Here is a 12,554-nt window from a genome sequence, read left to right as displayed (position 1 = left end):
CGGTCGGTGTCGGTCGGGTCCGACAGTGGGCGGGGGGTGGCGTCGGGGCCGGCCATCACCGCTCAGGACCCGAGGCGGGCCAACACCTCCCGCGCCAGGGACCGGTAGGCCTCGGCGCCGGGTGAGCTGGACGCGTACGTGGTGATCGGCTCCCCCGCGACGGTCGTCTCGGGGAACTTCACCGTACGACGGATGACGGTGTAGAAGACCTGTTCCCCGAACGCGTCGACGACGGTCTGCAGCACCTCGCGGGCGTGCAGGGTGCGGCCGTCGTACATCGTGCCGAGCAGGCCGAGCACGGTCAGCCGCGGATTGAGCCGGTCCTGGATCTTCGCGATGGTGTCGGTCAACAGCGCCACGCCGCGCAGCGCGAAGAACTCGCACTCCAGCGGGATCACCACGGTGTCCGCGGCGGTGAGGGCGTTGACGGTGAGCAGGCCCAGCGACGGGGCGCAGTCGACCAGGATCACGTCGTAGCGATCCCGCAGCGGCTCGAGGACCCGCGACAGGGTGGACTCGCGGGCCACCTCGGCGACGAGCTGGATCTCGGCGGCCGACAGGTCGATGTTGCTGGGCAGGATGTCCATCCCCTCCACCGGCGACTCGGCGATGACGTCGTCGGCGTCCACGCCGGAGCCGAGGAGGAGGTTGTAGATGCTCAGTTCGAGGGTGTGCGGGTTGATCCCCAGCCCGACCGACAGCGAGCCCTGCGGGTCGAGGTCCACCAGCAGCACCTTGCGGCCGGTCTCCACCAGGGCGGCCCCCAGGTTGATGGTCGTCGTGGTCTTGCCGACGCCACCCTTCTGGTTGCACAGGGCGATGATCGTGGCGTGCTTCGGGCCGGGCGCGGGCGGGGTCGGCGTCGGCAGGTCGGGCCAGGGGCGGCCGGTCGGGCCGTTGCCGGAGTCGTCGGTGTCGGGCGTTTCGACGTCGAACAGTGCCGCGTCGTCATCGCGCGCCTCACCGAACCGGTCCACGGAACCCCCTCGAGCTGTCGAAGCCAACACTACCCACCCCTGTCGGGCACTGGGGGTAAAGTCTAGCGTCACCGCGCCCGCGGATGGGCCTCCGCGTACACTTCGCGCAGGTGGTCGACGGTCACCAGGGTGTAGATCTGGGTCGTCGTCACCGACGCGTGCCCGAGCAGTTCCTGCACCACCCGGACGTCCGCGCCGCCGTCGAGCAGGTGTGTGGCGTACGAGTGGCGCAGGGTGTGCGGGGAGATCTCGACCTCCAGCCCGGCCGCGCCGGCGGCGCGGCGGATCGCCTCCCAGGCGCTCTGCCGGGACAGTCGCGCCCCGCGCGTGTTGAGCAGCAGCGCCGGATCGCCGCTGCCACGGGACGCCATCGCCGGGCGGCCGCGGACCAGCCAGGCCTCGACGGCGCGGGCGGCGTACGACCCCAACGGCACCAGCCGTTCCTTGGCGCCCTTGCCGAACAGTCGTAGCGCAGCCGGCCCGTCGGCCAGCGCTCGGAGCACCCGGGTGAGGTCGTCCACGTCGAGCCGGACGATCTCGGAGATCCGCGCACCGGTGCCGTACAGCAGTTCCAGCAGGGCCGCGTCGCGCAGCCCCACCGGGGTGTCCCGGTCGGGCGCGACGAGCAGCGCCTCGACCTGCTCGACGGTCAGCGCCTTCGGCAGGTGGCGGCCGGTCGACGGCGGGTGGATGTCGGCGGCGGGGTCGGCGGGGATCAGTCCCTCCCGGGCGGCGAAGCGGTGGAAGGAGCGGACCGCGACGACGGCCCGGGCGACCGAGGATGCCGCCAGCGGCGGGTGGTCCGGGTCGCCGGTCGACAGGTGCGTGGCGAATCCGCCGACGACGGCCTCGGTGATCGCGTCGGGATCGGTGATGCCCCGCCCGCGCAGGTAGTCGCGGTAGCGGTCCAGGTCGCGACGGTAGTTGCTCAGCGTGTTGTCGGACAGGCCTCGCTCGACGCCGAGGTGGGCCAGGAAGGCAGCGACCAGGTCACCGATCCGGTTGTTCCGGCCGGTGTCCTCGCCCCGCGCCGTGCCGGTCATCGGATTCCGCCTCGGGGCCGCCGAGGCCGGCCGGCGCGCCGGTCACCGATCATCACCACTGTGGCCCCGGTACTCAGGCGAACGGGGCGCGGGCCAGGAACTCGTCGCGCAGCCCGCGGGCGGGCCACGGGGCATCGGCGGGGCGGAGCCGGCCCCAACCGCCGGGTCGGGCCGCGGCGGCAGCCATCACCCCGGCGACGAGCACCGGGTTCTGCAGCCGGCCGTCGAGGATCGCCTCGACGACGTCGCCGAGGCCGGCCCGGACGATGTCCATCTGGGCCTCCTCGCCGTCGGCGACGAAGCCGTCGGGGCGGGGCTCGTCATGCAGGCCCCGGGCCAGGTAGATCCGGATGCTCTCCTGACTGGCGCCCGGGGAGGTGAACATGTCGACCAGCACCCGCCAGTCGTCGGCCCGCAGGCCGACCTCCTCGGCGAGTTCGCGTTGCGCGGCGGCGAGGTAGTCCTCCCCCTCGACGTCGAGCAGACCGGCCGGCGGTTCGACCAGCCGCAGCCCCGCCGGGTGGCGATACTGGCGGACCAGCACCACCCGGTCGGCGGCGTCGAGGGCGATCACGCCGACCGCGCCGGGGTGGCGGATCCACTCCCGACGCAGCTCGGCGCCGGTCGGGTCGACCACCTGGTCACGGACGAGATCGAAGATCGCCCCCTCGCCGACCAGCTGGCGGGAGCTGACCGGCCACGCCATCGGGACGTCGCGCAGCTCGGCGGGCGCGAGCGCGCCGGGGTCCGCGAGTATGTCAGCGGCACCGGGGACGTCGGCGGTGGGACCGTCGGTCACGTCAGGCCTCGTCCTCGACCGGCAGCCGGTCGCTGTCGCGGCGCTGCAGTGCGGCCCGGACCAGGCCGGCGAACAGCGGGTGCGGGCGGGTCGGGCGCGACTTGAACTCGGGGTGGGCCTGGGTCGCGACGAAGTACGGATGGATGTCCTCGGCGAGCTCGATGAACTCGACCAGGTTGCGGTCCGGGGAGGTGCCGCAGATCACCAGCCCGGCCTGTTCGAGCCGCTCCCGATAGGCATTGTTCACCTCGTAGCGGTGGCGGTGACGTTCGGAGACGTGCACCGTGCCGTAGAGGCGGGACACCTGGGAGTCGCGTTCCAGCGTCGCGTCGTACGCACCGAGGCGCATCGAGCCGCCCAGGTCACCCTCACCGGAGACGATCGCCTGCTGCTCGGCCATGGTGGCGATCACCGGGTCGGTGGTGTCGGGGTTGAACTCGGAGGAGTCGGCGCCCTCGATGCCGGCCAGGTGCCGGGCGACCTCGATCACCATCACCTGCAGGCCCAGGCACAGCCCGAGGATCGGGAGGCGGTGCTCGCGGGCGAAACGTACGGCGCCGATCTTGCCCTCGACGCCACGGATACCGAAGCCGCCGGGCACGCAGATCCCGTCGACATCGCCGAGCTGCTCGGCCGCCCCCTCCGGGGTCTCGCAGGTGTCGGAGGCGACCCACTTGACGGTGACCTTGGCCCAGTTCGCGAAGCCGCCGGCACGCAGCGCCTCGGTGACCGACAGGTAGGCGTCGGGCAGGTCGATGTACTTGCCGACCAGGGCGATGGTGACCTCTTCACGCGGCGCGTGGACCCGCTCCAGCAGGTCGTTCCACTTCGTCCAGTCGACGTCACGGAACGGCAGGTTGAGGCGGCGGACGACGAAGACGTCGAGGCCCTCGGTGTAGAGCACCTTGGGGATGTCGTAGATCGACGGGGCGTCGGGGCAGGAGATGACAGCCTCCTCCTCGACGTCACAGAACAGTGCGATCTTGTGCTTGATGCCGCCGGGGATCTCACGGTCGGAGCGGCAGACGATGGCGTCCGGCTGGATGCCGCCCTGGCGCAGCGCGGCGACGGAGTGCTGGGTCGGCTTGGTCTTCAGTTCACCGGACGGCCCGAGGTAGGGCACCAGGGAGACGTGCAGGAAGAACGAGTTGTCCCGGCCGACCTCCCGACGCACCTGTCGGGCCGCCTCGAGGAAGGGCAGCGACTCGATGTCACCGACGGTGCCGCCGATCTCGTGGATGACCACGTCGACCTCGTCGCCGCCCATCCGCAGCATCTCGTCCTTGATCTCGTTGGTGATATGCGGGATCACCTGGACAGTGTCACCGAGGTACTCGCCGCGGCGCTCCTTGGCGATCACCGAGGCGTACACCTTGCCGGTGGTGACGTTGGCGTCGGCGTTGAGGTTGCGATCGAGGAAACGCTCGTAGTGACCGATGTCGAGATCGGTCTCGGCGCCGTCCTCGGTGACGAAGACCTCGCCGTGCTGGAAGGGGTTCATCGTGCCGGGATCCACGTTGATGTACGGATCCAGCTTCTGCATCGTGACCCGGAGCCCGCGGGCGACCAGCAGGTTGCCGAGGCTCGAGGCGGTCAGTCCCTTGCCGAGCGACGAGGCGACTCCTCCGGTGACGAAGATGTGCTTGGTCTCGACGTGATGCTGGTTCAAATTCGCGTGGCCCACGGGCCTCCACCCTATCGCGCGGAGCGCTCCGGGACCAACGACCCGGCCGCCGCGTCGGCGGCGACCGCGAGCAGTTCCTCGGCATGAGCCAGCGCGGTGTCGGTGGCGTCGATGCCGGCCATCATCCGGGCGAGCTCGCCGGCCCGGTCGGCCTGGCCGACCTCGCGTACGCCGCTGGTGGTGATCCGGCCGTCGTCGGCCTTCACCACGACGAAGTGCCGGTCGGCGAAGGCCGCTACCTGGGCGAGGTGGGTGACGACGACGACCTGGGAGCGCTCGGCGAGCCGCTTCAGCCGCCGGCCGATCTCGACGGCGACGGCACCGCCGACGCCCGCGTCGACCTCGTCGAAGACCAGGGTCTGGCCCGGCGCGTCGGCGACGGTCACCTCAAGGGCGAGGCGGACCCGGGACAGCTCACCGCCGGAGGCGACCTTGCCCAGCGGTCCGGGCTCCGATCCGGGGTTGGCGGCGAACAGGAACTCGATCGTCTCGGCGCCCCACGGCCCGGGGTCGGCGGGCTGCAGCACCGCGGCCAGCCGGGCCCGCGGCATGGCCAGGGCGGCGAGCTCCTCGCGGACCGATCCCTCGAGTCGTCGGGCGGCCGTGGTGCGGGCGGCGGTGAGCTCCGCCGCCAGGTCTGCCAGGCGGGAGCCGAGCCGGCCGACCTCCGCAGCCAGTTCACCGATCCGGTCGTCGGTGCCGACCAGGTCGTCGAGGCGGGCCCGGGAGGAGTCCGCCCAGGCCAGGACCGCGTCGGTCGTCTCGCCGTACTTGCGGTGCAGGGCGGCCAGGGCGGCCCGCCGGCCGGTGATCTCCTCGAGCCGGGCAGGATCGGCTTCCAGCCCGGCGAGGTAACCGGCCAGGTCGGCGCCCAGGTCGTTGAGCTGGTAGACCAGTTCGCGGGTCCGGGCTGCCAGCGCCGAGGCGGCCGGGTCGGCGTCGGCGATCCCGTCCAGGGCGTGCCGCGCCACCCCGACCAGGGCGGCCGCTCCGGGGGAGGTGTCGAAGTCGACCTCGTCGCCGTTGAGCGCCAGGGCGGCCCGTCCCGCGGCGATCCGCAGGTCGTCGACCGCCTGCAGCCGGATGGTCTCCGCGGCCAGCTCCTGGTCCTCTCCCGGCTTCGGGTCGACGGTGGCGATCTCGTCGAGGGAGTGCCGGAGCATGTCGACCTCCCTGGCCCGTTCCCGGGCCTGGGCCCGCAGGGTGTCCAGCTCTGCGGCGGCGGCCCGCCAGTCCTGCCAGGTGGCCCGGTAGTCGGCCAGGATCGCCAGCAGCGCCTCGCCGCCGAACCGGTCGAGCATGTCGCGTTGGGTCTCGGGAAGGGCGAGCCGGATCTGGCCCGACTGCCCGTGGATGGTGATCAGGTCCTCGCTCACCGCGGACAGCGAGGCGACCGGCACCTGCGCGCCACCGACGTACGCCCGGGAGCGCCCGGCGGCGCCGACGGTCCGGGCGAGCACCAGCTCCGGATCGTCCGTCGGCTCGTCGAGGGCGCCGCCGAGGTCGGTCACCCGGGTCAGGACCGGCGCGGGCAGTCGGTCGAATCGGCCCTCCACCCGAGCCGTACGCTCGGTGCCCGCCGCATCGCGACGGACGATGCCCCGGGCCGCGCGTTGGCCGAGCAGCAGGCCGAGGCCGCTGACGATCATGGTCTTGCCCGCCCCGGTCTCGCCGGTGACCGCGGTGAATCCGGGGGCCAGGTCGAGGGTCGCCTCGGCGATGACCCCCAGGTCGCTGATCCGCAGCTCGGTGATCATGCCCCGTGCCGTTCCGGGGTCTCAAGCGGATCCCGGGCGCCGGCCCGGTCCCGGGCTCCCCCGTGGTCGCCGGCCTCGTGGTCGCCGGCCCGATCCTGGGCCTGCGCACCGCGCCGCTCGGCGGCGCCGCGCCAGCCCTGGATGTTCAGGCCGAATTTGCGGACCAGCCGGCCGGTGAAATCGTCCGGGGCGATCCGGGCCAACTGCAGCCGGTGGTCGCCGCGGGTCACGTCGAGGACGTTGCCCGGGGCCAGGTCGAAGGACCGGCGCCCGTCGAGCCAGACGACGGCATTGTTCTGCTCGGCCCGCACCACCTGGACGTGGACGTGCGCGTCGGCCGGCACGACGACCGGCCGATTGAACAGGGCGTGGGCGCTGAGCGGGACGATGAGCATCGCGTCGACGCCGGGCCAGGTCACCGGGCCGCCCGCGGAGAACGCGTACGCGGTGGACCCGGTCGGGGTGGAGACCAGGATGCCGTCGCAGCTCCACCGCGACAGCGGCTGGTCGTTGACGGCCACCACGGCCTCCAGCATCCGCTGCCGGGAAGCTTTCTCCAGGGAGGCCTCGTTCACCGCGAACGACTCCCACAGGACCTCCCCGCCGGGCCCGGACAGGACGCGGACCCGGGCGGTGAACCGGGACTCGGTGTGGTAGCTGCGGTGGCTGACAGCAGCGACCACCTGGTCGATCTGGGAGGATTCGGCCTCGGCGAGGAACCCGACATGACCGAGGTTGACCCCGAGGATCGGCAGATCCACGGACAGTGCCCATTCGACGCCGCGCAGGATCGTCCCGTCGCCACCGAAGACGACGGCAAGTTCGCAGCCGTTCGTGCCGGCCTCGTCGATCAAGTCGGTCTGCAGTCCGGCACCCGCCAGGAACGACGCCATCTCCTTCGCGTCTGCGCGGGGCAGCACACAGGTGATGCCCTGGGCGGCGACGCCGTGCATGAATTGCACCGCGGCCCGCACCGCTTCGGGACGATGGGTGTGGGTGATCACCGCGACGCGCCGGTCGCCGGCGCCCTTCGCCGGGTCGGTGGCGCGGACGAGGGGGCCGGGTTGCGGGGTGCTCACCGGGCCAGCCTAAACGCTGCGGGTGGGGTCGGGGCGCAGGCCCACCCAGGCAGCGACCATGGCCGCCGCCACGGCGAGGCCGCAGAAGGCGGACACCGCCGGCCACCCGCCGACGGCGAACAGGTAGCCGCCGGCCCAGCCCATCAGGGAGGACCCACCGTAGTAGAAGAAGTTGTAGAGGGCGGTCGCCTGGGCTCGTCCCTCGGTGGCCAGGATGCCGCCCAGCGCCGAGGCGATGGCATGTCCGGCGAAGAACCCGGCGGTCAGCACGACCAGCCCGAGGATGATGACGGCGATGCCGGGGACCCAGGTGAGGGCCAGGCCGGCCAGCATCAGGCCGCCGGCGCCCACCAGGACCGTACGCCGCCCCAGCCGCACCGCGGCCCGGGTCGCCCGCTGGGAGGACCAGGTGCCCGCCAGGTAGGACAGGAACAGCAGCGAGGTGATCGTCGGGGACAGCTCGAACGGCGGCCGCTCCAGGCGGAAGCCGAGGTAGTTGTACACGGTGACGAAGGCACCCATCAGGCAGAACCCCTGGGCGAAGACGGCCAGCATCCGCGGGCTGCGCAGGTGCGCCACCGCCCGCCGGGACACGTCGAGCAGGGACGTCCGCCGTGGGGTGAACCGCCGGGCCGGCGGCACCAGCACCGCGAACAGGACGGCGGCGACCGCGCTGAGGGCGATCACCGCGCCGACCCCGGCCCGCCAGGAGCCGGTCAGGTCGGTGACGGGGCCGGAGACGAGCCGCCCCGACAGGCCGCCCAGCGAGGTGCCGGAGATGTAGAGGCCGGTTGCGGCGGCCATCGAGGCGGCATGGGTCTCCTCGGTGATGTACGCGACCGCGACTCCCGCCACGCCGCCGAGACAGCCGCCCTCGAGGAACCGCAGGACGACCATCACTGGCAGTGACGAGGTGAAGGCGAAGGCCGCCCCGATCACGGTGGCGAGCACGATCGCGAGCGTCATCGTCCGGACCCGGCCCCGGCGGTCGGCCAGCCAGGACCACAGCAACACCGAGACGGCCAGGCCGCCGGTGGCGGCGGAGACCAGCAGGGCCGCCTCGGCCGGGACCACGCGCAGCCCAGTGCTGATCGCCGGCAGTACCGCCTGCGGGGCGTAAAGCTGGGCGAAGGTGGCGACCCCGGCGAAGAACATCGCCGCCAGCAGCCGGCTGAAGTCGCGGGTCCCACGCCGGTGCCCGGCCCACGGTGCCGGTCCGTTCTGTGATCCGTCCGCGAAATGCTCGCTCGTTCTGCTCACCTTCCGTTCCGCGTCAGGCGCAGGAAGTACTCGACGTTGCCGGCGGGGCCGGGCAGCCGACTGGGGGCACGCCCCGTCACGGTCCAGTCGAGGTCCTCGGCCGCGGTCGCCACGCCGTCGACCGCCGCGCGCCGGGCGTACTCGTCGCGCACGACGCCTCTGCCGTCCAGCCCCTCACGTCCGACCTCGAACTGGGGCTTGACCATGAGCAGAGCGTACGCCGCGGCGCTGCACACACCGGTGATCGCCCGGAGCAGCTGGGTGAGCGAGATGAAGGAGACGTCCGCGACGACCAGATCGACCGGCCGGTCGTCCAGGTCGGCGAGGGTCAGGCCCTTGGCGTTGAGCCCCTCACGGAGCCGGACCCTGGGGTCGCCACGCAGCACCGGGGCGAGCTGGCCGTGTCCGACGTCCACCGCGAACACCTCGTGGCAGCCGCGGTCGAGCAACACCTGGGTGAAGCCGCCGGTGGAGGCGCCGATGTCGAGGGCGCGGGCAGGGATCGGGACCGGGAGATCGTCGAGGGCGCCGAGCAGTTTGTGGGCGGCGCGGCCGACCCACTCCTCACCGTCGACGTCGAGGTCGGCGTCCGCGGAGACGGTGGTCGCCGGACGGGTCACGACCCGCCCCGCGATCCGGACCCGCCCGGAGCGGATCAGCTCCTGGGCATGGCTGCGGGAGCGGGCGAGGCCCAGCTCGGCGAGCGCGCGATCCAGTCTCCGGGACGCCGAGGTCACCGACCCAGCTCCGCGGCCACCGCCGCTTCGACGGCGGACGGATCGGCGGCGCGGCCCTCGTCGCGGGCCGCCCAGACCAGGGCGGCCGTCGCCCGGACCAAGTCGAGGGGGTCATCGGCCGCCACGATGGTCACGCTGCCGTCGACGAGCCGCACCCGCGCGTCGCCGCAGCAGGCCTCGTCACCGTTCCGGGTCACCGTCGCGGCCGGCGCGAGCAGGTCGCGCAGGTCCCGCCCGAGATGGGTCGGGCGGTGTGCCGGGTCCGCCGCGAACAGCTCCGGGGCCCGGTGGGTCCCGGAGAAGACGAGCATGGTGTCCATGCCGGCGTTGCGCCCGCCGGCGACGTCGGTGTCGAGCCGGTCGCCGACGAAGATCGGCCGCCCGGCGCCGAGCCGCGCCGCGGCCGCCTGCATCAGGGGCCTTTCCGGCTTGCCGGCGGCCTGCGGGTTGCCACCGACGACCATCCGGACGACGGCGATCTGGGCGCCGGCGCCCGGTTCCAGCCCGCGGTGGGTCGGCCGGGTGGGATCGGCGTTGGTGGCGAACCACCGGGCGCCGCGCTGGACGGCGAGGGCGGTCTCGGTCAGCGTCGACCATGGCAGGTCGGGCTCGTAGCCCTGGATCACCGCGTCGGGGGCATCGTCCGCCGAGGTGGTCACCACGAATCCCGCGGCGGTGACCTGGTCGGTGAGTGCCCGTGACCCGCACACCAGGACCTTCGCTCCCTGGGGAAGCTCCTCGGTCAGCATCCGGACCCCGGCCTGCCCAGAGGTGATCACCTCGTCGGGGGTGCACGGGATGCCGAGACCGACCAGCTGGTCGACGACCGCCTCGGGCGCCCGCGCCGCGTTATTCGTCACGAAGCAGACCGGCACCGACCGGTCACGGAGTGCGGCGATCCCCTCGGGAGCACCGGGGACAGCTTCCGGACCGAGGTAGACCACGCCGTCCAGATCGAACAGCGCTGCGTCGTACGCGGCGATCACCTCACTCATCAGCGGCTCCCTCATCGTTCTTCCGATCGTCCTCTGCCTCAGGCTCGGCCGCCGTGTCCGGCTCGGACTCGGACTCGGGCCGGACATCAGTCTCCGGCTCCGGTTCGGTCCGGAGATCGGTCTCGGTCTCCGCGTCCGCCGGAGGTACCGTCGCGTCCGGTTCCTCTGTAGCGTCCGGTTCTTCTGTTTCGTCTGCTTCGGTCGTCTCGTCCTCTTCGTCCTCGAAGTCGAACTCGAAGTCCACACCGTCGAGCAGCTCGATCTGGTCGGCGGCGTCCAGTTCGCGGGCCGTGTCGAGGTCGTCCGCACGGACGAACCACTCGCGCGCTTCCTCCGGCTCATCGTGGCGCAGCAGCATCGCCGCGTACGCGTACGCCAGACGGGCATGGGCCTCGTGCGGGATCTCCGGAGACACGTGGCTCAGGAATGACCTCAGCACCCGCAGTCCCTCCTTGGCCTGGCCGAGATCCTCACGCGCGCCGGCTTCGATGATCACCAGTTCCACCCGGCTGCGCTGGGTCATGTCGACCAGCTTGGCCTCCCGTACCAGGCGCAGCGCTTCCTCGGGCCGTCCCAGCGCCCGCTCGCAGTCCGCCATCACGGGCAGGTATGCGGAGTCGCCGGTGAGGCGCCGCAGAGCGCGGTACTCCGTGAGCGCCACTGCGAAGTCCTCCGCCGCGTACGCCGTCTCCGCCACGGCCTCACGGACCAGCGGCAGTCGGGCGCCGCGGCGCTTGGCAGCCTGGGCATGGCGCAGGGCCAGCGCGGGATCGTCATCGATCAGGTCACCGGCCGCCACCAGGTGGGCGCTCACGAACTCGGCGGCTTCAGCCGACAGGCTGCGCAGCTCCGCCCGGACCTGGCGCGGCAGGCGGGACAGATCGACCTCCTGCGGCACCGGCGGTTCGTCGGCCGCCCGCTCCAGACCCGGCGGCAGGGGCTCACGCTCGGGCCGCCCGCCCTGTCCTCGGTCGCGCTCCAGACCGCGTCCGCGCTCGGGGCCACCGCCACGTCCCGCCGGACCACGCTTGGCGAAGCCCGGCTTGTCGCGTCCACGATCGCGGTCGCCACCGCGGCGGTCCCGGGAGTCCTGCCAGGTACGGTTCCCCTGACCGCCTTCGCGGCCCCGCTCCGGACGCGAGCCCTGGCGCATCTGCTCGCCATGATCACCCTCGCCGCGCCGCATGTCCTCGGCACGTCGGGGACCACGGCCTCCTTGCGGCCCGCCACCGGATCGAGCCTGGTTCGGACGTCCACCACGTCCCTCCGCTGCTCCGCCACGCTCCGACCGGCCTCCCTCGGCCTTCCAGTCCTGCCGATCGCTGCGTCCGTCGCCGGGACGGCCGCTGCCGGACCGGGAGCCGCGGTACCCGCCGGACCGCTCGTCGCCAGCACGCTCACCCCGGTAACCACCGGAACGACCACCCTCAGGGCGCTCGCCCCGGTAACCACCCGAACGCTGGTCCCCGGACCGGGAGCCGCGGTACCCGCTGGACCGCTCGTCGCCAGCACGCTCACCCCGCTGACCACCGGAACGACCACCTTCAGGGCGCTCGCCCCGGTAACCACCCGAACGGTCGTCGCCTGAACGCTCACCCCGATAGCCGCCCGAACGGTCTCCCTGAGGTCGGTCGCCGCGGTACCCGCCGGAGCGTCCGCCCTCGGGACGCCGACCGTTTCGATCGCTACCGCGTCCGCGGTCGCCGCCTTCGCGGCCACGGTCGTCGCCGGAGCGCCCCCCTCGCCGGTCGCCACCGTAGCCGCCTCGCTCGCCACCGCCCGGGCGCCCGCCGCGACCACCGCCACCCTGCCCGCCGTGGGCGCCACCACTGTGACCACCGCGATCGGAACCGCCCTGGTGTCCCCTGTTCTCGTCGCCCATGGCGAGTCCTTTCAAAAAGTGTGTAACGCAGTTGAGGCCGGCACCTGTGGGGTGCCGGCCTGCAGCCGTTCCACCCCCTTGTGGAGGGGTGGTGTGTTGTCCGGCGATGTCCTAGTCTCCCACACACTCCCGTGTGCAGTACCATCGGCGCTGGAAGGCTTGACTTCCGGGTTCGGAATGTGGCCGGGTATTTCCCTTCCGCCATGATCACCGTAACACTGTCGAAACAGTACCACTATTCAACTGTCCCCCACCCGCCAACCCGGACAGGCTGGATCTACCAGCCTGGACAGGCCGGGGGTGGGGTGTCAGGAACGGTGTTTGTGTTCCGGGAACAACAT

At 72.5% G+C, this 12,554-nt stretch carries 10 protein-coding genes and 1 rRNA gene; all 11 read right to left on the bottom strand.

Features of this window, described 5'->3' with window-relative positions; genetic code table 11:
* Window positions 1-62: 62 nt before the first annotated feature.
* Window positions 63-977, bottom strand: coding sequence for a ParA family protein (locus R0145_RS06995; RefSeq protein WP_411742081.1), 915 nt, complete (start codon window positions 975-977; stop codon window positions 63-65).
* A gap of 68 nt (window positions 978-1,045) precedes the next feature.
* Window positions 1,046-2,020 (bottom strand): site-specific tyrosine recombinase XerD, encoded by a 975-nt coding sequence (xerD, locus tag R0145_RS06990; protein WP_317839637.1) that lies wholly within the window; start codon window positions 2,018-2,020, stop codon window positions 1,046-1,048.
* Window positions 2,021-2,093: 73 nt separating this feature from the next.
* The gene (locus R0145_RS06985; protein ID WP_317840174.1) at window positions 2,094-2,726 is read right to left on the bottom strand and encodes an NUDIX hydrolase; all 633 of its coding nucleotides are present in this window, start codon (window positions 2,724-2,726) and stop codon (window positions 2,094-2,096) included.
* A 94-nt stretch (window positions 2,727-2,820) separates the two neighbouring features.
* Window positions 2,821-4,503, bottom strand: coding sequence for a CTP synthase (locus R0145_RS06980; protein ID WP_317839636.1), 1,683 nt, complete (start codon window positions 4,501-4,503; stop codon window positions 2,821-2,823).
* Between the two features lie 11 nt (window positions 4,504-4,514).
* Window positions 4,515-6,260: a DNA repair protein RecN gene (gene recN / locus R0145_RS06975; RefSeq protein ID WP_317839635.1), complete on the bottom strand. Its 1,746-nt coding sequence runs from the start codon at window positions 6,258-6,260 to the stop codon at window positions 4,515-4,517.
* Window positions 6,257-7,339 carry an NAD kinase gene (locus R0145_RS06970; RefSeq protein ID WP_317839634.1) on the bottom strand — a complete coding sequence of 361 codons (1,083 nt, stop codon included), beginning with the start codon at window positions 7,337-7,339 and terminating at the stop codon, window positions 6,257-6,259. Before R0145_RS06970 ends, recN begins: the two co-directional genes overlap by 4 nt.
* 9 nt (window positions 7,340-7,348) lie before the next feature.
* Window positions 7,349-8,599 (bottom strand): MFS transporter, encoded by a 1,251-nt coding sequence (locus R0145_RS06965; RefSeq protein WP_317839633.1) that lies wholly within the window; start codon window positions 8,597-8,599, stop codon window positions 7,349-7,351.
* Window positions 8,596-9,336, bottom strand: a complete 741-nt coding sequence (locus tag R0145_RS06960; protein ID WP_317839632.1) for a TlyA family RNA methyltransferase — start codon at window positions 9,334-9,336, stop codon at window positions 8,596-8,598. The genes R0145_RS06965 and R0145_RS06960 overlap by 4 nt, the downstream gene beginning before the upstream one ends.
* The gene (locus R0145_RS06955) at window positions 9,333-10,331 is read right to left on the bottom strand and encodes an HAD-IIA family hydrolase (protein ID WP_317839631.1); all 999 of its coding nucleotides are present in this window, start codon (window positions 10,329-10,331) and stop codon (window positions 9,333-9,335) included. The genes R0145_RS06960 and R0145_RS06955 overlap by 4 nt, the downstream gene beginning before the upstream one ends.
* On the bottom strand, window positions 10,324-11,484 hold the full coding sequence (locus R0145_RS06950) for a hypothetical protein (protein WP_317839630.1): 1,161 nt from the start codon (window positions 11,482-11,484) through the stop codon (window positions 10,324-10,326). Before R0145_RS06950 ends, R0145_RS06955 begins: the two co-directional genes overlap by 8 nt.
* Window positions 11,485-12,311: 827 nt before the next feature.
* Window positions 12,312-12,428: ribosomal RNA gene (gene rrf, locus R0145_RS06945) — 5S ribosomal RNA — on the bottom strand.
* Window positions 12,429-12,554: the final 126 nt, after the last annotated feature.

Source organism: Raineyella sp. W15-4 (assembly GCF_033170155.1).
In the GTDB taxonomy this organism is placed as follows: domain Bacteria; phylum Actinomycetota; class Actinomycetes; order Propionibacteriales; family Propionibacteriaceae; genus Raineyella.
The sequence above is the reverse complement of the archived record's forward strand: the minus strand, read 5'-3'. Positions and strand labels throughout refer to the sequence as shown.